22 protein-coding genes are annotated in these 19,806 nt (G+C 72.4%); 7 read left to right on the forward strand and 15 right to left on the reverse strand.

Features of this window, described 5'->3' with window-relative positions; genetic code table 11:
• Positions 1–92 precede the first annotated feature (92 nt).
• The 3 genes from IEZ31_RS17760 (at position 93) to IEZ31_RS17770 (ending at position 2,904) form a co-directional block, all read left to right on the forward strand.
• Positions 93–1,076 (forward strand): calcium-binding protein, encoded by a 984-nt coding sequence (locus tag IEZ31_RS17760; RefSeq protein ID WP_190250978.1) that lies wholly within the window; start codon positions 93–95, stop codon positions 1,074–1,076.
• A gap of 255 nt (positions 1,077–1,331) precedes the next feature.
• A complete protein-coding gene (locus IEZ31_RS17765) occupies positions 1,332–1,859 on the forward strand; it encodes a SigE family RNA polymerase sigma factor (RefSeq protein ID WP_190250979.1) in 528 nt (175 codons plus the stop codon).
• Complete coding sequence (locus tag IEZ31_RS17770; protein WP_190250980.1) at positions 1,846–2,904, forward strand: hypothetical protein; 1,059 nt, start codon at positions 1,846–1,848, stop codon at positions 2,902–2,904. Before IEZ31_RS17765 ends, IEZ31_RS17770 begins: the two co-directional genes overlap by 14 nt.
• A 174-nt stretch (positions 2,905–3,078) precedes the next feature.
• Here the strand turns inward: IEZ31_RS17770 and IEZ31_RS17775 are convergent, their stop codons facing one another.
• The gene (locus IEZ31_RS17775; RefSeq protein ID WP_190250981.1) at positions 3,079–4,287 is read right to left on the reverse strand and encodes a PP2C family protein-serine/threonine phosphatase; all 1,209 of its coding nucleotides are present in this window, start codon (positions 4,285–4,287) and stop codon (positions 3,079–3,081) included.
• On the reverse strand, positions 4,284–4,583 hold the full coding sequence (locus IEZ31_RS17780) for an STAS domain-containing protein (protein WP_190250982.1): 300 nt from the start codon (positions 4,581–4,583) through the stop codon (positions 4,284–4,286). Before IEZ31_RS17780 ends, IEZ31_RS17775 begins: the two co-directional genes overlap by 4 nt.
• A 92-nt stretch (positions 4,584–4,675) precedes the next feature.
• On the opposite strand from IEZ31_RS17780, the gene IEZ31_RS17785 reads away from it, so the two are divergent.
• Positions 4,676–5,086, forward strand: coding sequence for an ATP-binding protein (locus IEZ31_RS17785; protein WP_190250983.1), 411 nt, complete (start codon positions 4,676–4,678; stop codon positions 5,084–5,086).
• Here IEZ31_RS17785 and IEZ31_RS17790 read toward each other — a convergent pair.
• Positions 5,083–5,547 carry an Hsp20/alpha crystallin family protein gene (locus IEZ31_RS17790; protein ID WP_190250984.1) on the reverse strand — a complete coding sequence of 155 codons (465 nt, stop codon included), beginning with the start codon at positions 5,545–5,547 and terminating at the stop codon, positions 5,083–5,085. The genes IEZ31_RS17785 and IEZ31_RS17790 overlap by 4 nt on opposite strands.
• Positions 5,548–5,801: 254 nt before the next feature.
• Here IEZ31_RS17790 and IEZ31_RS17795 point away from each other — a divergent pair, with 254 nt between their 5' ends.
• Complete coding sequence (locus tag IEZ31_RS17795) at positions 5,802–6,044, forward strand: SCO4848 family membrane protein (RefSeq protein ID WP_190250985.1); 243 nt, start codon at positions 5,802–5,804, stop codon at positions 6,042–6,044.
• Here IEZ31_RS17795 and IEZ31_RS17800 read toward each other — a convergent pair.
• The 9 genes from IEZ31_RS17800 to IEZ31_RS17835 all read right to left on the reverse strand — a co-directional run bounded on the left by IEZ31_RS17800 (position 6,019) and on the right by IEZ31_RS17835 (position 11,579).
• The gene (locus tag IEZ31_RS17800) at positions 6,019–6,204 is read right to left on the reverse strand and encodes a hypothetical protein (protein ID WP_190250986.1); all 186 of its coding nucleotides are present in this window, start codon (positions 6,202–6,204) and stop codon (positions 6,019–6,021) included. The genes IEZ31_RS17795 and IEZ31_RS17800 overlap by 26 nt on opposite strands.
• Before the next feature lie 14 nt (positions 6,205–6,218).
• Positions 6,219–6,596, reverse strand: coding sequence for a YbaB/EbfC family nucleoid-associated protein (locus IEZ31_RS17805; RefSeq protein ID WP_190250987.1), 378 nt, complete (start codon positions 6,594–6,596; stop codon positions 6,219–6,221).
• Complete coding sequence (locus IEZ31_RS17810) at positions 6,596–7,006, reverse strand: YbaB/EbfC family nucleoid-associated protein (protein WP_190250988.1); 411 nt, start codon at positions 7,004–7,006, stop codon at positions 6,596–6,598. Before IEZ31_RS17810 ends, IEZ31_RS17805 begins: the two co-directional genes overlap by 1 nt.
• 82 nt (positions 7,007–7,088) lie before the next feature.
• The gene (locus tag IEZ31_RS17815; RefSeq protein ID WP_190250989.1) at positions 7,089–7,817 is read right to left on the reverse strand and encodes a hypothetical protein; all 729 of its coding nucleotides are present in this window, start codon (positions 7,815–7,817) and stop codon (positions 7,089–7,091) included.
• 13 nt (positions 7,818–7,830) lie between these two features.
• Entirely contained in the window at positions 7,831–8,163 is a 333-nt protein-coding gene (locus tag IEZ31_RS17820; RefSeq protein ID WP_229835334.1) for a hypothetical protein, read from the reverse strand.
• Between the two features lie 172 nt (positions 8,164–8,335).
• A complete protein-coding gene (locus tag IEZ31_RS17825) occupies positions 8,336–9,427 on the reverse strand; it encodes a lytic polysaccharide monooxygenase auxiliary activity family 9 protein (RefSeq protein WP_190250991.1) in 1,092 nt (363 codons plus the stop codon).
• A 137-nt stretch (positions 9,428–9,564) separates the two neighbouring features.
• Positions 9,565–11,001, reverse strand: a complete 1,437-nt coding sequence (locus tag IEZ31_RS17830) for a non-homologous end-joining DNA ligase LigD (RefSeq protein ID WP_190250992.1) — start codon at positions 10,999–11,001, stop codon at positions 9,565–9,567.
• Positions 11,002–11,010: 9 nt separating this feature from the next.
• A complete protein-coding gene (locus IEZ31_RS59380; protein WP_373294622.1) occupies positions 11,011–11,292 on the reverse strand; it encodes an ARPP-2 domain-containing protein in 282 nt (93 codons plus the stop codon).
• Positions 11,286–11,579 (reverse strand): hypothetical protein, encoded by a 294-nt coding sequence (locus IEZ31_RS17835; RefSeq protein ID WP_229835340.1) that lies wholly within the window; start codon positions 11,577–11,579, stop codon positions 11,286–11,288. Before IEZ31_RS17835 ends, IEZ31_RS59380 begins: the two co-directional genes overlap by 7 nt.
• A gap of 229 nt (positions 11,580–11,808) precedes the next feature.
• Here IEZ31_RS17835 and IEZ31_RS17840 point away from each other — a divergent pair, with 229 nt between their 5' ends.
• Positions 11,809–12,285 carry a universal stress protein gene (locus IEZ31_RS17840; RefSeq protein ID WP_190250993.1) on the forward strand — a complete coding sequence of 159 codons (477 nt, stop codon included), beginning with the start codon at positions 11,809–11,811 and terminating at the stop codon, positions 12,283–12,285.
• 618 nt (positions 12,286–12,903) lie between these two features.
• Here the strand turns inward: IEZ31_RS17840 and ligA are convergent.
• The gene (gene ligA, locus IEZ31_RS17845) at positions 12,904–14,934 is read right to left on the reverse strand and encodes an NAD-dependent DNA ligase LigA (RefSeq protein ID WP_190250994.1); all 2,031 of its coding nucleotides are present in this window, start codon (positions 14,932–14,934) and stop codon (positions 12,904–12,906) included.
• Positions 14,935–14,944: 10 nt separating this feature from the next.
• Complete coding sequence (locus IEZ31_RS17850) at positions 14,945–15,718, reverse strand: thioesterase family protein (RefSeq protein ID WP_190250995.1); 774 nt, start codon at positions 15,716–15,718, stop codon at positions 14,945–14,947.
• 23 nt (positions 15,719–15,741) lie between these two features.
• Between IEZ31_RS17850 and IEZ31_RS17855 the strand changes: the two genes are divergently transcribed.
• Positions 15,742–16,785, forward strand: coding sequence for a LacI family DNA-binding transcriptional regulator (locus tag IEZ31_RS17855; RefSeq protein ID WP_190250996.1), 1,044 nt, complete (start codon positions 15,742–15,744; stop codon positions 16,783–16,785).
• 79 nt (positions 16,786–16,864) lie between these two features.
• Here the strand turns inward: IEZ31_RS17855 and IEZ31_RS17860 are convergent, their stop codons facing one another.
• Complete coding sequence (locus IEZ31_RS17860; protein WP_190250997.1) at positions 16,865–19,804, reverse strand: glycoside hydrolase family 3 protein; 2,940 nt, start codon at positions 19,802–19,804, stop codon at positions 16,865–16,867.
• Positions 19,805–19,806: the final 2 nt, after the last annotated feature.

Consider the following 19,806-nt stretch of genomic DNA (forward strand, 5'->3'; position numbering starts at 1 on the left):
CGGAACGACCCGTGCGGCGGGCCAGGACGTGGCACGTGTTCGGAAGTTGACAGTTGCAGGCGTGTGCGGCGGGGCGCTGCGACTGTGGCGCGATGAGTCACGTCCTGCGATCCGCAGCTCGACTCGGGCTTGCGGTCATGGTCTCCGCCGGCTTCTTTGCCGTGACGGCGACGCCCGCGCATGCCGCACCACCGGTGGCCACGCTCACCATGAGCGGTGAGATGCACTACGAGGCCGCGCTCAACCAGGCCAACAACGTCCGCATCACCATCGCGGCGCCCGGCGTGTACCAGTTCATGGACAACTATCCCATCACGTTCAGCACGCCCGACGGGAGCACCTGCTGGTATCCGTACCCGCCGTCGCAGACGATCGTCCACTGTGAGCACTCGGCGTCGTTCCTCGACGTCAAGACGTACGACCTGAACGACACCATCGACAATCGCACGACCTCGAACATGCACGCGTTCGGTGGGGACGGGAACGACACCATCCGGCTCGGGGGTCACGTCACCGCGGCGGCGGCCGGGGACGCGGCGGGTGAGGCCGGCGACGATCTCATCTACTCCGGGCCCGGCGACGACTGGATCTCCGGGGGCAGCGGCAACGACACCGTCTCGTACGTGGGGCGGACCGCGGCCGTCACCGCGTCCCTGACCGCCGGCGGTGGCGGGGACCCGGCGACCGACGAGGAGGACGTCTACCTCGGCGGCACCATCGAGAACCTCACCGGCGGCGGGGCCGGCGACACGCTGACCGGCAACGGGTCGAACAACGTCCTCGACGGCGGGTACTACACCACGCCCTGCCCCCTGACCCCCGGGCCGCTGCTGTCCACCAACGCCGTGCTCGCGCCGCCGCCGTGCACGACGTACTCCGGCGACGACACGATCGACGGCGCCGGGGGCAACGACACGCTGCGCGGCCGGCAGGGAGCGGACTCCCTGCTCGGCGGGCCCGGCAACGACGTCATGTACGGCGACGCCGGGTACGACTACCTGTTCGGTGGCACCGGCACCAACGTCTGCTACCCCGGCGCCGACGGCGCCCTGTCACTGAACTGCACGCTCGCGTAGGTCACGATCCGGGAGGCGGAGCCAGCAGCCGTACCGCTGCCTCCTCCGTCTCCCGGGCCTCGTCGCCGCCTACGAATGCGGACGGACCCGACAGACAAGCACGCCGCGACGGCATGGTGGCCACCTTCTCCACCGCGCCGCCGGTGGGCGTGGGCCACCGGTCAGGGGGTACGGCGCACGGCGGCGCCACGACCAGCCTAGAGAAACCTGCTCCGGCCGTGCAACACTCCACGGCCCGGCAGCCGTCCTATCCCCGTGGACCTGGACGACCAGCGGGCGTTTCGCGAGTTCGTCAGCGCGCGGATGGCGTCGCTGCGCTCGCTGGCCTATGTGACCTGCGGCGACTGGCACGCCGCCGAGGACGCCGTCGCCAACGCGTTGATCAAGTTGTACGCGCGGTGGCGGCGGGTCGACCGGCCGGATCTCTACGCGCAGACGATGGTGTACCGTGCCGCCGTCGACGAGACCCGCCGGGCGTGGTGGCGGCGGGAGCGGCCGGCCGGCGACGCCATGCCCGACGTGGAGTCGGCCGACCCGTCCGGGGCCACCGACGAGCGGATCCGGGTCCGCCAGGCGCTGATGGCCGTGCCGCCGGGCCAGCGAGCGGTGCTCTATCTGCGCTACTACCAGGGGCTCAGCATCGAGGAAACGGCCCAGGTGCTGGGCTGCCAGCCCGGCACCGTCAAGAGCCAGGGCACGCGCGGCCTGGCTCGGCTCCGCGAACGACTCACCGAACTCAGCGAAACAGCAGACGTGGAGGAGCACGCCGATGCGTGTGTATAAGGTGGTGGAGCTGGCGACGTCCGATGCGCCGCCGCTGCGCCGAACGGTCGACGAGATCGTCGAGCGGGGCGAGCAGGCCCGCCGGCGCCGCCGGGCCGGGCTCGCCGTCACCTCGGCGGCGGCCGCCGTCCTCGCCGTGGTCGGCCTGGCCGCCGTCGCCCGGCTGGGCACGGCCCGCGAGCCCGAGCCGCTGACCCCGGCCGCCGGCCCGCTGCCGGACTTCCCGCAGCCCAGCGGCCCGTTCGAGTTCACCATCGCCGGCTACCAGGTGGGCCGCTTCAAGGTCGGCGCGCCGGCCGGGGCGAGCGCCGCCTACCAGCGGGCCCCGGTCTACGCCGACGGCGTGACGTCGCGGGTCGACGACACCACGGTGCCGATGTCGGTCGCCGAGCTCGTGGTGTACCGCCCGGGCGCCTTCGCCGCCGACGCCCTGACCGGCACGGCGCCGGCCACCGTCGCCGGGCGCGACGCGCTGCGGTTCACGAACGAGCACGGGCTGGGGCTCGCCTGGGAGTACACCGCCGGCGCCTGGGCGACGCTGATCGGCGGGGGCGGGCAGAACCGGTCCGGCATCAGCATCGCGGATCTGCAGGACATCGCCGCCGGTCTCCGGTCCGGCGGGCCCACCCCGGCGCGGGTCCCGTTCACGCTGTCGTACGTCCCGGCCGGCTACCGCGCCGTCGAGGCCAGCTCCGGCGCCTACCCGGGCACGCTGCTCGGCCCGGACCCGGCGGCCATGGCCAGGGGCGGCGCGCTGTTCATGAGCCCGCTGCCGCAGCCGGCCGGCCTGACGGCGCCGTGGAACTTCGGCATCGGCCCGGTGGGCGGCTTCACGATCAGCCTGATCCCGAACTCGCAGTCGAACTACCCGCTCAAGCCGGGCGAGCCCAACGCCCCGCGCTGCCCGAGCGAGGCGATCTGCCACGCCTGGAACGCGGACGGCTCGCTGCAGATCGAGATCGTCGGCGACGGCAAGCTCCCGGACGCCGAGCTGATCAAGGTCCTGAACGGGCTGACCCTCACCTCGTCGGTGCTCACCCAGTGATGTAGGTCACGAAGCGTTTGATCCCTCATGATCGGGGATACCTGACCGGCCTCGCCGTAGTGCGCTGGGGGGTGCGCGAGGCGGGACCGTGGGGGGCGGGGTCGAAGGCAGGCGATCACAGCATCGCCCGCCCTCGGCCCCGCGGCATTCCCAGCCGTGCAACCACAGCGACCGTCAGGCGCGCCGCACCGCGAGCACGGCCACGTCGTCGGTCGGCGCCCGGTCGTACAGCAGCGCCGCCATCGCCTCGGCGCAGATCGTGTCGGCGGGCGCCGCCCGGACCGAGCCCACCAGCTGCTTGAGCCCGTCACTCAGCGCCCGGTCGCGCCGCTCGATCAGGCCGTCGGTGTAGAGGAACAGGGCCGTGCCCGGCTCCAGCGGCAGCCGGGTGTTGTGCCGCGACGCCTCGGGGTAGGCGCCGAGCGGCAGGTCGGGGGTCACCTCGGCGAGGGCCGGCGCCGACCCGGCGGCGACCACCGGCGGCAGGTGCCCGGCGCTCGACAGCGTGACGCCCGACAGGTCCGGGTCCACGACGGCGTAGACGACCGTCGCCATCGCGTCGGGCTCGAACCGCTGGACCTTGCGGTCGAGCCGGGTAAGGACGTCGGCCGGGTCGGCGGTCTCCATCGCATACGCGCGCAGGGCGCTGCGGATGCGACCCATCACGACCGCCGCACGCAGGCCGCTGCCGGCGACGTCACCGATGACGATGCCGACGTGCCCCGACGGGAGGTCGAACACGTCATACCAGTCGCCGCCGACGCCGACCTCGGCGCCCGGCACGTACCGCACGGCGACGTCCAGCCCGGGCACCGCCGGCGGCCGGGCCGGCAGCAGGCTGCGCTGCAGCGCGAGCGCGGCCGCCCGGTCGAGCCGGGACATGCGGGCCTGGGTGGCCAGGCTGACCCGGTCGGCGACCAGCTGGAGCAGCTCGACGTCGTCGGTGGTGAAGCGGCGGTGGGTGTGCGTGCCGACGTACAGCACGCCGATCACCCGGCCGCCGACGACCATCGGCACGCCGAGGACCGACTCGATGTGCTCGGCGAGCAGGACCGGGCTCAAGACGTTGGTGTGGTCGACGTGCTCGATCGCCATCGGCTCGCCGCGCGCGGCGACGGTGCCGGAGAAGCCGCGCCCGACGGGCACCCGCACGCCCTGGTGGACCTCGCGCTCCAGGCCGCTCGCCGCGGTCGCGATGAGCTCGCTGCCGCTCGGGTCGAGCAGCATGACCGCCGCGCTGTCGGCGCCGAGCAGCTCGCGGGTCCGCAGGAGCAGCTCGGCGAGCAGGTCCTCGAGGCCGAGCCGGGACAGCGCGGCGTCGGTGACGGTCTGCAGGCGGCGCAGCTTCTCGGCGCTGCCGTCGACCGGCGCGTCAGCCGTCATCGCGGTGGCTCCGAGAGGTGCTCCCACACGCCACCGAGCTTGAGGACGTCGAGCACGATGCCGGTCGCGTTGACCACACGGAGGCGCTCGTGCTGTCGACGCCCCCTGAGCAGGGCGTTGATGCCGGCCGAGTCGATGAAGCGGGTCTCGGCCAGGTCCACGACGATCTCCTCGTAGCCCTCGCCGGCCGCCGCGACGGCCCCGGCGAGCTCGCCCTCGGTCGCCAGGTCGAGGTCCCCCGCGACCCGCACGATGAGCGTGTCACCGTCGCGGCGAGTCGAGACGGAGAAGGTCATCTTCGCCTCCCAAGTTGCGCCATCGGCCGATGGCGTGCCGAATCTATAGTGTTGGGCGGGCGTGGGGGATGCCCGCACCCGGATTTCATGTGGTGGATGAGACCTTGGCCGACGAGTCGCACGTGCTCACGATGCCGCCGGTGACGGTGGACGGAGTCGCCGGTGTGCGCCGGTCGGTCGGCGACGCCGCAGACCGGGCCGGGCTGCCGCCCGAGCGGGCCGACCTGTTCACGGTCGCGGTCAACGAGATCGTGATCAACGCGATCGAGCACGGCGGCGGCACAGCCGACGTGACGATCATCATCGCCGGGCCCCGGCTGACGGTCGAGGTGGGCGACCACGGCACCGCCGAGGCGCGGCTGGTGGTGCCGGGCGAGGCGCCACCGGTCGACCAGCCGGGTGGCCGCGGCCTCTGGCTGGCCAGCCGGCTGTGCGACGAGCTCACGATCGAGCCCCGCGATCACACCGGCGGCACCGTCATCCGGCTGACCACCGTGGCCTAGTCCGCGGTCCCTTCGATCGTCCTCGGTGACCGGCCGGCCCGGATCGCGATCTTCCTCGGCGCCGGCAGCGGCCTGGTGACGTCTCTGAGGCGCAGGCGGAGCATGCCGTTGTCGGCCTCGGCCTCGACCTGGTCGGCCGTGACGCCCTCGGGGAGCTGGAACGTCCGGCGGAACGCCCCGTAGCGCACCTCGCGCACCAGCAGGTCGCTCCGGCGGTCTGCCCAGCGGTCCTTGCGCTCGCCGCTCACCGTGAGCAACCGATCGGCGACCTCGATGTCCACGTCGGCCGTGTCGACGCCGGGAATCTCCAGCGTGATGAGCACGTCAGCGCCGTCGGTGGCCATCTCGACCGGCGGCACGAACCCGTGGGCAGCCGCGCCGAACGCGTGCCGGACGACGGAGTCGAACTCCTGGTCAAGACGGGCCAGCGCCGTGAACGGGTCCCAACGCATCACAGGCATCGTGACAACACCCCCGAAACATCGGTGTCCGTTAGCACTCTCGCTGTGCGAGTGCCAGCTCTGACCCGATGATAAGACTCGCCCCGGAACCGTCGCAACCGGAGCGCGGGCGACGAATACTCCCAAATGTCCGATAATTGGGCGATCGCGCAGCACATGAGATCCTGCCGGGAGCACAGAATGTGCGCCAATCCAACCCCATAGGCAGGCTGGTCCGGTGGCGCCGCACCCGGAGGCGCGGCACACTTCGCGGTGTGGTGATCTCGCGACGGTGGGCGGCGTTCCTGGTCGGTGTCGGCGTGTGGAGCTGGCTGATCTGGCCGCGCTTCGCCCTGGCCATCTGGAACGACGACCGGGCCTGGTCCGGCGACCGCCCGACCGCGTTCTTCTGGGTGCACGCCCTGCTGATCGTCGTGTCCCTCACCCTGGGCACCGCCGTCGCCGTCCTGGGCGTCAAGGCGTGGCGCCGGGTCAGGAGCGGCCCCGGCGGATCGTGACGACGCACCACACCAGCGCGGCGGTCACCACGACCCACAGCGCCGTCCCCGCGACGATGCTGCTCCAGAGGTCGGAGTTGTCCTGCGCGCCCGCGATCCCGAACCCGAGCATGACGGCGCCGAGCACCCACAGCGGGATGAGGAACACGAGCGAGGCCATCGCCTTGTCCCTCCTCACCGCTGGCCCCCCGAGCCGAAGGCGGTGGGGATGTTCGGCACGAACGAGGCCGGGTCGCGCAGGAACTTGTCCATGTCGAAGCCGGCCGGCTGGTGCTCGCGCAGCAGCTCCCGGCGGCGCTCGTCGGCCTGCTCCTCGGCGGCGTTGACCGCCTCGACCACGGCCTCGCCGAGGGTGTAGTTGTCGATCTCGCGGGTCGACCGGGGCGCGAAGTCGATCGACACGAGGTTGCGGCCGCCGGTGACCACCGCGCGGACCCGGCCCTCGGCGGCGCTGCCGACGAACTCCTCCGCCGCCAGCCGGCGGACGCCCTCGACCGTGTCCTCGACCATGCGGTTGAAGCGGCCGAGCAGCTCGTCGAAGTCGATCGCCATCAGCGCAGCTCCCTCATCTTGTCGCGCCAGTACGTCAGCGGGTCGACGCGCGGGATCTGGTCGAGCTCGACCGCGCCGCCGGAGAGGTCGCTGAGCGTCTCGCGCATCGCCTCGCCGATGCGCACGCGGGCCGCGTTGATCGCCTCGATGCAGTGTCGGCCCAGCTCGTGGCTCGGGATGTCGCGGACCGCCCGCGCCCCGATGTCCACCTTGAGCAGCTTGCCGGTGCCCTGGACCAGGGCCCGGATCGTGCCGGTCGAGTCCCAGCCCTCGTGCTCGCCGTCGCGCAGCGCGGTGATCCGGGACAGGATGTCCTCCATCGCCGCCGCCGCGCGGCGCAGCTCCATCTCCTCGCCGGGCCCGGTCGACCCCTTAGCACCCGCGATAACAGCCTGGTAGGGATTGGTCATGCTGCCTCCGCTCCGCTCCGGCCGCACGACCTCTTAACTGAGCCCACGATGACCGGCCTCCTCCGCTGCGCTCCGGAACCGGTCATGCCTGAACTTCCTTGTTCCAGTTCTCCGGGTTGAGGATCAGGTCGCGCTGGTCGTCACCGATCCGCGAGCTCTCCTTGGACACCTTGTCGCCCTCGATCTTGAAGCCGCGCTTGAGCTCCTCCATGGCGGTGCCCATGGCGCTCGACGCGGCCCGCATGCCCTGCATGAGCATGATGATGGCCACCAGGCAGCCGGTGACGAACGTGATCCAGGCGCCGATGATCGCCCACTTGGCGGCCGGGGAGACCGGGCCGGTGAGGTCGGCGGCCAGGCAGGCCAGGGCCGCGGCGACCGTGGTGCCCAGCCAGGTGTAGAAGACGGTCTCCAGCGAGTCCGCGACGCCGTTGCAGCCGTCGGACGCCCGCTCGCACAGCTCCTGCAGGCTGCCCAGCGGCGTGATCACCTTGGTGTTGATGAAGCTCTTGAAGGCCTCGGAGCCGGCGCCCTTCCAGAACGGGTCCAACTCACCGTTGAGGACGTCGATCTCCCGCGCCATCTCCGCGAACGAGCCCGACAACGAGGTCCACGCGTTGTCCGCCTCCTGGAACGGTGCCCAGGCGCGGATGTTCATGATCGCCACCGGCGTCACGTAGGCCATCGCCAGCGCGCCGGCCCCGGACGGCTCCGCGGTGATCGCGAGCCAGCCGCCCGCCGCGATGATGATCGCGTCGAGAACGCCCGTGGCGATCCCGTCGCCGGTGGAGTAGACGCCACCGTCCCCCATCTCGTCCTCCCCCTCAGTTCAGCGCGGTGTCGAACGCCCGGCCGTGCGCGGCTTCCATCCGCTTGTAGTGGTCGATGACCTTCTGCACGGCGGAGGCCGCGTCGCGGATCGCGTCGGTGAGGGCGAGGCTCGCGTCGGCCGCGGCCGTCTGCATGGTTTCGTACGCGCCCGCGGCCCCGCCGTCGAGCACCGGGAAGGCGCCGCCGGGCATGTGCAGCCGGGCGATCTCGGCCTTGAGCTTGTTGTCGTAGGTGGTCGCCGTCTCGTTCATCTTGGCCACCATCTGCTGGAGCTTCTCGACGTTCATCGAGTAGCCGCTCATCGCCACCGCCTCCCCCGCGCGCACGGTCGTTGATCGCCGGAGCTTACCGCACGATGCTCAGGGGGCAGTCCGCGTCGTCGGCAGCGCACCGGTACGCACCCGCCGCGGATGATCGCCGTCGACCCGACCGGGCGCGACTTCGCGCGGGTGCGACCGGGGCGCGGGGGATCCTCCCCCGCGCCCCTCCAGCCCGTCGTCAGGTGGCGGTGCAGCTGACGGTCGGAGCGTTGTTGCTGCCGGTCCAGGCGCCGTTGAAGCCGAAGCTCGTGGACTGGCCGGCCGACAGTTTGCCGTTGTAGCTCACGTTGGTGGCGGTGGAGACACCGCCGCTGCTCGTGATGGTCGCGTTCCAGTACGACGTGATGGTCTGCCCGTTGGGCCACGTCAACCGGACCGTCCAGCCGTTCGTGCCGGAGGCTCCGGCGGTCACGGTCACATTGGCGCCGAAGCCGCCCGCCCACTCGGACGTCTTGGCGTACGACGCCGAGCAGCCGCCGGCCGGCGGCGGGCTGCTGCTGGCGCTGCGCGACGGCGACGGCGACGCGCTCGCGCTCCTCGAGGGAGACGGGCTGGCCGAGGCCGAAGCAGAGGCCGAGGCCGACGGCGACGGGCCCGTGCCGCCGGTGAAGATGACGTCGCTGCAGATGTAGTACGACTGGTCGAGGTGGCTCGCCTGCCAGATCGTGTACACGACGTGCCGGCCGGTGCGGTTGCCGGCGTTCACCTGCGCCTGGTACTGCGGGGCCGGCGCATAGCGCCCGGTGCGGTTGACCAGCTCCAGGCTGTTCCACGTCAGCGGCTGCGTGGTGGAGTCGAAGCCCTGCTTGGTGATGTAGATCAGCAGGTAGTCGGCGCCGTGCTGGGCCTGGTCGGTGAGGGTGAGCGTGAACTGGTTCGGCTTGGTCGAGGCCGTCCAGGTGCCGACCGTGTCGAGCGACGCGTAGAAGCCGTTCTGCGTCCGGCCGCCGCTGCACAGCTGGCCGTCGGGGATGGCGGCCTGGTGGTTGCCGGCCACGCCCTCGCGGTACAGGCCGTTCCAGTTCCACATGGTGTTGGGGTTGGCCTGCCACGCCTGCCAGCACATCGGGTCGACATTGGCCATGTTCGGGTTCTGGAAGTCGCTGCCCCAGCGGCTCCAGCAGCCCCAGTTGCGCGAGGCCGGGTCGGTGACGGAGCCGTGCGCGGACGCCGAGTCGGGCCGGCTGACGACCACGAGGGCGAGGGCGACGACGAGGACACCGATCGCCGCGAGCCCGGACCGCACGGCACGGGCGGATGAAAGATACATGGATGCTCCACTGATCGGGGTGCATGGACGGCGCGGCACCCCGGTCGATCGGAGCGCACACGCCGGTCACGCGGTCCAGCTCATGGCTGGTTCCGCGCGGTGGTGCGGCTCCCGAATGCATCGTACCGCTTCGATGGCTACTGCAGCCGCGGCAGCCGCTGCGAGTGGTCGAGGACGCCGGCGAAGAGGTCCCCGCGCTCGGCCAGCCGCTCCGGAAGCGTGCGGATGGTGAAGCCGTCGGGGCGCAGCGCCGGGTCGTCGAGCTCGTCCCACGCGATCGGCGCCGAGACGGGCGCACCGGCGGCCGGCCGCGGGCTGTACGGCGCGACGAGCGTCTTGTTGATCGCGTTCTGCGTGTAGTCCAGCCGCGCCCGCCCGTCCCGGTCGGCGCGCTCCCACTTCCAGCTGACCAGCTCCGGTACCACCGCACCCACCATCTTCGACAGCTCGGCCACCCACGCGCGGGTGGCGTCGAAGTCCGGGCCGCGGGCGATCGGCACCCAGATCTGGATGCCGCGCCGGCCGGTCACCTTCGGATACGCGGCGACGCCCAGGTGCTCGAACGCGGTGCGGTGCAGCCGCGCCAGGACCAGCACGTCTTCCCACGGGGTCCGCTCGCCGGGGTCGAGGTCGATCAGCGCGTACGTGGGGCGCTGCGGCTCGTCCACCGTGGACGTCCACGGGTGCCACTCCAGGCCGCCGAAGTTCGCCGCCCACACCAGCGCGGCCGGTTCGTCGCCGACGAGGTACGTGGTCCCGTCGTGCTCCCACCGCGGCAGCCACGCCGGCGCGTGGGACGGCAGGTCCTTCTGCCAGAATCCCGTCGTCTCCGCGCCGTTGGGGTACCGGTGCAGGTTCAGCGCCCGGTTCCGCAGATACGGATGCAGCGTCGGGGCCACGCTCGCCGTGTACCGCAGCAGCTCGCGCTTGGTCACCGGCGGATCGCCCGGGAACAGCGGCTTGTCGAGGTTGGTGACCCTCAGCCGCCGCCCGAGGACCTCCCACGTGCCGCCGGCCCCGAGCCGGTCGAGGGCGTCGAGCTCCTGCCGGCTCGCCTTGAGCGCGACGGCGGCGCGGTCGGCCGGCCGGCCGGAGTGCCACTCGCGGTCGGGATCGGCCGCGACCTCGTCGCTCGTGCGGCCGCTGAGGACCGAGCGCGGATGGTCCTCGGGGTCCCAGCCGGTGACCGCGTGCTCGTCGCGCTTGTGCATGAGCAGCCATTCGTCGTCGCGCGTGCGCACGATGACGAACTTGCCGCGCAGCTTCTGGCCGTGCAGCTCGATGTGCAGCTCACCCCCGGCGATGGCCGCGGCCGGGTCGGGGTCCTTGTAGGGCACCCACTCCCCCGCGTCCCAGACGATGACGTCCCCGCCGCCGTAGGTCCCGGCCGGGATCACCCCTTCGAAGTCGACGTACTCCATCGGGTGGTCCTCGACGTGGAACGCGGCCCTGCGCACGGCCGGGTCGAGGGATGGGCCCTTGGGCACGGCCCAGCTGGCGAGCACCCCGCCGACCTCGAGCCGGAAGTCGTAGTGGAGCCGCCGCGCCCGATGCCTCTGCACGACGAACCGCATCTCTGCAGGTTAGCCCCCGGCCGCAGCAAATGGGCGAAGCCGGCGCGCTCCAGCCGCTGGGCCACCCCGGCCCGGTCGGTGCCGAGGGCGGTAGCCGTCTCGTCCAGGTTCCACTCGTGGGCGGCCAGCGTCGACAGGAGGTGGCCGCGGCGGGCCTGGCACGTACTCGTAGTCGCAGTCCACTTGGGACAGTTCCCGGTGCAGCCGCAGCCCGGGCATCGGCCGCTCGCGCAGCAACGGCACCAGCCGGACCGCGCCCCACGTCTGCGCCGGCGTGAGCCCGGTCAGCATGCCAGGAACCGTTCCACGCGCGCGGCGAGGTGCGCCCGCAGCTCGGCCAGCGTGGCGGTACCGGCGCCGAACCGGGCCAGCTCGACGAGCGCCGCGGCGTCCTCCGCGTCCCGCACCCCGACGGTGGGAACCTCGGGCGCGAGGCGCCGCACGTCGAAGGTGCCGCTGTCGTACACCGGGTTCAGGTGCACCACCTCCGTGCTCCCGGCCGGGTCGAGCCGCTCCCGCCAGACGCGCAGCACCTCGGCGGCGAGGTTCTCACAAGCGACCCGCTCCGCCGCCTCCACGCTCGCCCGCCTTCCGTGTCTTCCCCTGTCGCGGTCTGGGGCCGGCCGGGGAATGTGCCGCACGAACTGCGAAGCATCGCTTCAGAGGCGGGTCCGGAAGCCGCACAGAAGTCCCGTGGCCGGCGCCGCCGGCGTAGACCGCCAATGTCATCCGGGCGACGCGGTTCTCCACCCTCGGATACCCCTGCCGCTGCTCCTGCCGCGACGCCGGCGTGGTTAGGCTGTGGTGGTGGCGCCCGTCATCATCGGCTACGACGGCTCCGAGGCGGCCGAGCGCGCGATCCGCGAGTCGGCCGGATTGCTGGGCTCGCATCCGGCGCTGGTGGTCACGGTATGGGAGCCGGGCCGGGCGTTCGAGGCGGCAACCCTCCCCATCATGGGCTTCGACATAGCCCCAGTGGCAGTGGACTTCCGCGCGGCCACGGAGGCGGAGCACCGCCTGCGGGAGGCCATGCAACAGACTGCCCAGCGAGGCGCCCAGCTGGCAAGGGAGTCCGGCTATACATCGGCGCAGGGCCTGGCGGTGGCCGACGACCTGTCGGTGGCGGACACGCTGTTGCGGGTAGCGGAGGAGCACAATGCCCCAGGCTTGGTGGTGGGCCGCCACGGCCACCGCCGCTTGACCGAGGCCCTGCTCGGCAGCACGTCGACCAGGCTGGTCCACAAATCCACCCGCCCGGTCGTCGTCTGCCCAGCCCCCGACTGACCCGGCTACGCACCGCGGCGCGAGTTGCGGGCTCCGGACGCGGGCACAGACCCCGAGCCACGAGCCGGCGGAGACCCCGAGCCAGTGGCCGAGCCGCGACCTGGCCGACCCGCGACCTGGCCAACCCACGTCCACGATCGACCCGCCGGACGCACCTGGACCGGACACAGCACGTGCCGGCCGGGCCACGTCCACGGTCGACCCGCGGACACACGTGGACTGGGCGCGGCACGCTCCGGCCGGACCACGCCCATGATCACGGACGTTTGTAGGCTGTTTTCGACACAGAAACGTCCGCGATCATGAACGGTCCCCCACCCGGCAACCCGGCACGGCAACTCGCGTGGCGCACCGGGACTGCACAGGAGTGGCGCAGGACAAGCGCCCCCGGCGCAACGTCCACGCGGACCCCGTGGACGGGGTGCGCGCAGGCCGCGCGGCGCGTGCGACGGTCACGACGCTGCGCCCTCGGCAGACGCGTGGACACGGTGCGGGCCGTGGCTCGGGCACGCGACGCAACCTGACCCGCAGAGCGCCCGACGCGGGCGCAGGGGCGCGCAACGCGGGCGTGGGCCGCGCGACGGGGGTGGCGGCGCGTGGCGGGGAAGGCCGGGTGGGTCAGGCCGGGGTTGGGGTCAGTAGGGCGGCGAAGTCGGCCGCCGGCATGATCTGGATGCCCAGCTGTTCGGCCTTCTGGGCCTTGGAACCGGCGCCCTCGCCCACCACCACCAGGTCCGTGCGCTTCGAGACGGAGCTGGCCGAGCGGCCGCCCAGGCGTTCCACCGCCTCGTTGCCCTCGTCGCGGGTCAGGCCGGGGACCGCGCCCGTCACCACCACCGTCATCGGGGTGCCGTCCTCCTTCTGGAGCGGCAGGCGGGCGGCGCCGTCCGGGGAAGCGGAAGAGGCAGCGGAGGCGGCGGCGGGGTCGGTGGGCTCGGTCAGGTTGACGCCGCGGGCGGCCAGGCGGGCGATCAGCGGCGTGATCTCGACCAGCTCGGCGGCGATCATCACCGCGCGCTCGGGGCCGACGCCCTCGACGTGCTGCAGGTCGTCGACCGTGGCGGCCAGCAGGGCGTCCATGGTGCCGAAGTGGCGGGCCAGGCGGCGGGACATCGAGCGGCCCGTCATGCGGACGCCCAGGCCCGTCAGGACCCGGGACAGCGGCTGCTGCTTGGAGGACTGGATGGCGGCGACCAGCTTGGTGGCGGAGAGCTCGCCCATGCGCTCCAGCGCGGCGACCGTCGGGACGTCCAGGTCGTAGAGGTCGGCGGGGTCGGTCACGTGGCCGGCGGCGACCAGCAGGTCGAGCACCTTGCCGCCCAGGCCCTCGATGTCCATGGAGTGGCGGGCGGCGTAGTAGGCCAGGCTCTCGTGGGCGCCGCAGGCACGGCCGCGGGTGCAGCGCCAGCGCTTCTGGGTGCGGTCGATCTCGCCGGCGCAGCGGGGGCACACCGCCGGGGGCTCGAACGGGAGCGCGTCGGCCGGGCGCTCGTCGAGCTTGGCGCCCGTCACCTCCGGGATGACGTCGCCGGCTCGGCGGACGAAGACCGTGTCGCCCGGGCGGACGTTGCGGCGGACCAGGTCGTCGAAGTTGTGCAGGGTCGCCGAGGTGACGATGACGCCGCTGATCTGCACCGGCTCCAGGACCGCGACCGGGGTGATGACGCCCGTGCGGCCGATCTGGACCTCGATGCGCAGCAGCTTGGTGGTGCGGGTGTCGGCCGGGAACTTGTACGCGATGCCCCAGCGGGGTGCCCGGCTGGAGAAGCCGGCGGCCGCGCGGTCGGCGGGCTGGTCGGCCTTGATGACGGCGCCGTCGATGCCGAAGCCGAGGGTGCCGCGGGCCGCGTTGAGGGCCTGGACGGCGGCGAGGACCTCGTCGACGGTGGCGCACAGCGGCATGCCGGTCGGCGAGCCGGCGGTGGTGGCGACGCCGAGGCGGGCGATCTCGGCCATCTCGGCCGAGTGGGCATCCTCGCCGCGGCCGTGGACGGCGTAGGCCAGGAAGGACAGCGGCGCGTCATAGGTGCGGTCCTGCGCGCGCAGCGTGCCGGCGGCGGCGCTGCGCGGGTGGGCGAACGCGGGCTCACCGGCCGCCATGCGCATGCCGTTGGCGACCTCGAAGTCGGCGTCGGTCATGAAGACCTCGCCGCGGACCTCCAGCGTCACCGGCTCGGCCAGCTGCTCGGGCAGGCCGACGGCGCGGCGGGCCTGGGCGGTGACGTCCTCGCCGGCGCGGCCGTCGCCGCGGGTCGCGACCTGGACGAGCCGGCCGTCGACGTAGCGGGCCGCGATGGCCAGGCCGTCGATCTTCGGCTCCACCGTGTAGCCGGCGGTGGGGCGGCCGAGCAGCCGGTCGAGCCGGGCCGCCCAGCGGCTCAGGGTCTCCTCGTCGAAGACGTTGTCGAGGCTGAGCATCGGCGTGCTGTGGACGACGTCGCCGACGACCCCGCCGCCGGCCGCGACGACCTCGGTCGGGGACTCGTCGACCTTCCACTCCGGGCGAGAAGCCTCGGTGGCCGCAACCCGCGCCATGAGCCCGTCGTAGGCCGCGTCGTCCATGGCAAGGGAGGACCCGCCGTAATACAGCGCTGCGGCGGCCCGGATCTCCTCGACGGCGGCCCGATACTCCTCGACAGAATCGAACATGCCCCGCAGCCTAGCCACCAGGTACGACACTTTTCCGCGGCGCCACGAAGAGGCTTTGCGCCGAACGCCCAATTTGCCCGGAAGGGTCGAACAGCGCGGTATCGGCAAGCCCGATGCCGGAAGGATCGATTGAGGAGACCGACTGCAGGCACACCCACTCGCCGATCGGATGCCGTAGCAGATGCACGGTCAGATCGGCGTTCACGAAGAGATAGCGTGCGAAGTCGACCACGTGGGAGATCCCGTTGCCGGAGTCCGCCGCCACAAGGACACGGGCCAGAGCAGACGGCTCCTCCCCCGCGACCAGCGGCACCCGCATCCGGAACCAGGCCGTCGCCGGCCCGCGATCGACGAACGACCCGGCCGAGAACCGGACCTCCATCGCCCGGTGATAGCCGATGTCATACGGCACGTCGAAGAAGGGCTGTGCGGCCGCCCCGTCGAGCGACGGCCCTGGCACCCCGACCGCGGGCGCGACGTCGGGCGACGTCCGCATCAGCAGCGCCGTGCACCGCATGAAAGGTTCCACAGCCGCCGAAAGGACGGTCACGCTGCGCCCCGACCGCACGACGGACGTCGTCACGGTCAGCGGCGCGACCGGCACCGGCCGCGCGATCTCGTACGTCATCCGGACGACCCGCAGGCCAGGCGGCGCCGCCGCCTCGACGGCCCGCCCGAGCAGCGCCGCCGGTGGGCCCGCATGCTGGGACGCGGCGTCCCACGGGCCGCGGGTGTACTCGGTAGACTCGAACCGGTCCGCGGCGACCTGCTCATAGAAAGCCACGGCCGGATTCTAGAGTGGCGGGCATGGCGACGACGATCGGTGATGTGGCACGACAGGCGGGAGTTTCCCCGAGCACCGTGTCGTATGTCCTGAGCGGCAAGCGGACCATCTCCGAGGAGACCCGGCAGCGGGTGCTCGCCGCCATCGAGGTCCTCGGCTACCACCCGCACGCCGGCGCGCGGGCGCTGGCGAGCAACCGCTCCAACGTCATCGCGCTCATCATGCCGCTGTACACGGGCCTCTACGTCCCGGTCCTCATGCAGTTCGTGATCTCCGTCGTGACGGCCGCCCGCCGGTTCGACCACGACGTGCTGCTGCTGACCCAGGACGAGGGCGAGAAGGGCCTGGAGCGGGTCGCGGCGAGCTCCCTCGCCGACGCGCTCATCGTCATGGACGTCGAGCTGCACGACCGGCGCCTGCCCCGGCTGCGCACGCTGGGCCGCCCGTCGGTGCTCATCGGGTTCCCGGCCGACGCGTCCGGGCTGACGTGCATCGACCTCGACTTCGCGGCGGCCGGCGCGGCGTGCGTCGACCACCTCGCGGACCTCGGCCACGACTGCGTGGCCCTGGTGGGCTCGCCGCCCGAGGTCTACGAGCGGGAGCTGGGTTTCGCCAGCCGGACCGCCGCCGGGTTCACCGAAGCCCTGCTGCGGCGCGGCCTGCGGGGCGCGACGGTGCCCTGCGAGCCGACCCCGGCCGCGGCCCTGGAGACCGTCCGGAACCTGCTGCAACGGCACCCCGAGCTGACCGGCGTGGTGGTGCACAACGAGGAGACGGTCGCCCCGCTGCTGGAGGCCTTCGCGGCGGTGGGCAAGCGGGTGCCCGACGACGTGTCGATGCTGGCGATCTGCCCCGACGACGTGGCCGAGCGGGTCAAGCCGCGGGTGACCTCGGTGAGCATCCCGGCCGAGGAGCTGGGCCGCCGCGCGGTCGAGCTGGTGGTCGCCAAGCTCGACGGCACCGCGGTCCCGGAGGCGACGCTGCTGGCCCCGACGCTGACCGCACGCGACAGCGCCGCAGGCACCGCCGGGGCCCGTCCCACAACCGGACCCCGGCGGCACCGTTAGGCCCTGTCCTGCCGGTCGAGCCGGCGGGACGAGCCCCGGGCGGGACGGGCGCGCCGAACGCCCGCCCCGCCACACACCCCTAGCGCAACGCGAAGGTGGCCAGCCGCACGGGCCCGCCGAACACGAGGTACACGTCGTGCCGCCCGGTGGCGCGGGTCAGCGCGCCGGTGACGGTCGTGTACGCGTACGGGTCGCCGGTCGAGGGCACCGTCAGGGTGGCCAGCACCGGTCCGGCGGCAGGGTTGTCCAGCCGGACCTGTACCGTCGTCGCCGCGCCGGGGTTGGCGAAGCGGCCCGAGAACGACGCAGGACCGCCGCGCAGGTCGGCGTCGGCGTAGCGGACCCACTGCCCGCCGGCCGAGGCCCCGACCGACGTGCCCGAGGCCTTCGCGAAGTCGACGAGCGTGATCCCGCTGTACGAGTCGAAGTTCTGGGCCTGGGTCACCGAACGCAGGTCGCGTGGCGGGATCGTCTCGCCCCGCACGCGCAGCGTCCCGGTGGCCCGGATGTCGGACGACGAGGTGCCGACCAGCACGTCGTGCGTCGCGTCCTCGACCACCCAGCGGTCCCGCGTCACGTCCCAGAACCGGAAGTCGGAGGGGTCCACCGAGAAGGTGACCCGCTTCGTCTGCCCGGGTGCCAGGTGTACCTTCTGGAACCCCCGTAGCTGCTTCAGCGGCTGTTCCACGCGCGAGGCGCGCTGGTGCGTGTAGAACTGCACCACCTCGTCGCCGGCCCGCGGACCGGTGTTCGTGACGTCCACGGAGACGGTGGACCGGTCGACCGCCAACCGTCCATAGTGGAACGTGGTGTACGACAGCCCGTGGCCGAGCGGGTACAGCGGCTGCCCGGTGAAGTACTGGTACGTCCGATCCGACCCGATGATGTCGTAGTCCGTGATCGACGGCAGGTCCGCGGCGGACCTGTACCACGTCTGCGTCAACCGCCCGGACGGGTTGACGTCGCCGAACAGCACGTCCGCCAGCGCGTGCCCGGTCTCCTGCCCGGCGTGGCTGGTCCACAGCATCGCCGGCACGTTGGCCTGCTCCCAGTTCAGCGCCGTCGGATAGCTGTTCTCGACAACCACGATCGTGTTCGGGTTCGCCTGGCGGACCGCGCGGATGAGCGCCTCCTGACCCTCGGCGAGCGACAGGTCGGTCCGGTCGTGGTCCTCGCGGCCGTTGATGAACGGCATGCTGCCCACGACGACGACCGCCGCGTCGGCGCCGGTGGCCGCGGCGACCGCGTCGGCGGCACCGCTGCGCAGCGTCGAGCGCGTGAACGCGGTGGCCTCCGAAGCCGAGGAAGCGCCGAGGTTCAGCGTGCCGTCGGCCTGCACCACGACGTAGGGGTTGTGATACGAGGGAGCCCAGTCGAAGGCCGACTCGTAGCCAACATAGCGCAGCACCGTCGCGCCGTCGGCGCGGGTCTCCAGCTTGAACTGCTGCTGCACGAACCAGCCGTTCGGCTGCGCCTGGTCGTTGGCGAAGCCGGACCAGTTGTAGCCGACCGTCTTGCCGTTGGCCACGCTGCGCAGCGTCACCACGCCGGCGCCCCAGTCGAAGACGTCGAACTGGGCGGTGGCGTCGGCCGCGGTAGCGTTGGCGGCCAGCATGCCACCGGCGGCACCGCTGCCACCGGTCACGTAGCGGCCGGTGGACGTCTCGCGCAGCGCGATCCGGTCGACGCCCTCGCTGGAGCGCACCGTCCCCGAGGCGCCGAGCCGCTCGGCGATGCCCTGCCGTGGAGTGATCTTGTACGGCATGTTCCCGCCGTACCAGTCGCTGTAGAGCGTGTCGCCCAGCGGCCCGACGACGGCGACCGTCTTCGGCGCGCGCAACGGCAGGACCCCGGTGTTCTTCAGCAGTACCATCGACTCCGCCGCCGCCTCGCGAGCCAGGCGGGCGTTGGCCGCCGCGTCGGCGGTCACGGACGCGTAGGGTCCGCCGTCGGGGTCGAACTCGCCCAGCCGGAAGCGCAGCGACAGGCTCTGCCGCACCGCGTCGTCGATGTCGGCGACGGTCAGCAGCCCCTGGTCGAGCGCGGCATGGATGGCATTGACGGTGGCGGTCGGGTCGGTGCCGTCCTGCGTGAAGCTGTTGATGCCGGCCTTGATGGCGGCGGCGTTCGCCTCGGCCTGGGTGGCGTAGTAGCGCTGCGAGGCGGTGAGGTTGCCGGGTGCGAAGGCGTCGCTGGGGTTGAACATGGGCCGGTCCGTCCACTGCCGGATGCTGTCGAGGTCGGGCGAGACCGTGCTCGGCCGGCCGTTGACGAGGTTGTACCCCGGCATCACGCCGGTGGCGGCGTTGGCCTGCAACGGGATGCGGAACGGCACCTCGTCGTACTCGTGCAGGACCCGCGGCGGCACGAACGCCGACGTCGTGTCGCGGCGGACCTCGTTGTTGTACGCGAGGTAGTGCTTGAGCGTGGGGGCGGTCTTGAGGTACCTCGGGTCGTCGCCCTGCAACCCGGTGCCGTAGGCGACGGCGAGCCTGCCGGTCAGCAGCGGGTCCTCGCTGTAGCCCTCCTCGTTGCGTCCCCAGCGCGGGTCCCGGAGCAGGTTCACGACCGGCGCCCAGAGGTTGAGTCCCCAGACGTCGGGATCCTGCCGGTGGTACTGGCGGGCCTCGTCCCCGACGGCCGAGCCGACCCGGCGCACGAGCCCCGGGTCCCAGCTGCTGGCCAGCCCGACCGCCTGCGGGAACTGCGTGGCGGTGGCGGTGACGACGTTGCCGTTGTCGTGGTAGTCGTTGGACCAGGCGAGGCCGTGCAGGGCCTCGGTGCCGGACTTGTAGAGCCTGATGCCCAGCCGGGGGATGGCCGGCTGGTACTGGTGCAGCAACGAGATCTTCTCGTCGAGCGTCAGCCGGCCGGCGAGGTCGTCGACGCGGACCTGGAAGGGCAGCCTCGGGTTCTGGAACGGGTACTCGTACGCCGGCGGCGGTGCGGCCACCGCCGGCGGGGCGAGCACTGCGACGACGGCGGTAACGATCGCCGCGACGAGCGCGGGTGGAGCCATCC

The organism is Dactylosporangium sucinum (assembly GCF_014647515.1).
Classification (GTDB): domain Bacteria; phylum Actinomycetota; class Actinomycetes; order Mycobacteriales; family Micromonosporaceae; genus Dactylosporangium; species Dactylosporangium sucinum.

Excerpts from the sequence above, each read along its gene's own strand:
- IEZ31_RS17760 (WP_190250978.1), top strand. The coding sequence starts at position 93 with ATGAGTCACGTCCTGCGATCCGCAGCTCGACTCGGGCTTGCGGTCATG.
- IEZ31_RS17770 (WP_190250980.1), top strand. The coding sequence starts at position 1,846 with ATGCGTGTGTATAAGGTGGTGGAGCTGGCGACGTCCGATGCGCCGCCG.
- IEZ31_RS17775 (WP_190250981.1), bottom strand. The coding sequence starts at position 4,287 with ATGACGGCTGACGCGCCGGTCGACGGCAGCGCCGAGAAGCTGCGCCGC.
- IEZ31_RS17780 (WP_190250982.1), bottom strand. The coding sequence starts at position 4,583 with ATGACCTTCTCCGTCTCGACTCGCCGCGACGGTGACACGCTCATCGTG.
- IEZ31_RS17790 (WP_190250984.1), bottom strand. The coding sequence starts at position 5,547 with ATGCCTGTGATGCGTTGGGACCCGTTCACGGCGCTGGCCCGTCTTGAC.
- IEZ31_RS17800 (WP_190250986.1), bottom strand. The coding sequence starts at position 6,204 with ATGGCCTCGCTCGTGTTCCTCATCCCGCTGTGGGTGCTCGGCGCCGTC.
- IEZ31_RS17805 (WP_190250987.1), bottom strand. The coding sequence starts at position 6,596 with ATGGCGATCGACTTCGACGAGCTGCTCGGCCGCTTCAACCGCATGGTC.
- IEZ31_RS17810 (WP_190250988.1), bottom strand. The coding sequence starts at position 7,006 with ATGACCAATCCCTACCAGGCTGTTATCGCGGGTGCTAAGGGGTCGACC.
- IEZ31_RS17815 (WP_190250989.1), bottom strand. The coding sequence starts at position 7,817 with ATGGGGGACGGTGGCGTCTACTCCACCGGCGACGGGATCGCCACGGGC.
- IEZ31_RS17825 (WP_190250991.1), bottom strand. The coding sequence starts at position 9,427 with ATGTATCTTTCATCCGCCCGTGCCGTGCGGTCCGGGCTCGCGGCGATC.
- IEZ31_RS17830 (WP_190250992.1), bottom strand. The coding sequence starts at position 11,001 with ATGCGGTTCGTCGTGCAGAGGCATCGGGCGCGGCGGCTCCACTACGAC.
- IEZ31_RS59380 (WP_373294622.1), bottom strand. The coding sequence starts at position 11,292 with ATGCTGACCGGGCTCACGCCGGCGCAGACGTGGGGCGCGGTCCGGCTG.
- ligA (WP_190250994.1), bottom strand. The coding sequence starts at position 14,934 with ATGTTCGATTCTGTCGAGGAGTATCGGGCCGCCGTCGAGGAGATCCGG.
- IEZ31_RS17855 (WP_190250996.1), top strand. The coding sequence starts at position 15,742 with ATGGCGACGACGATCGGTGATGTGGCACGACAGGCGGGAGTTTCCCCG.
- IEZ31_RS17860 (WP_190250997.1), bottom strand. The coding sequence starts at position 19,804 with ATGGCTCCACCCGCGCTCGTCGCGGCGATCGTTACCGCCGTCGTCGCA.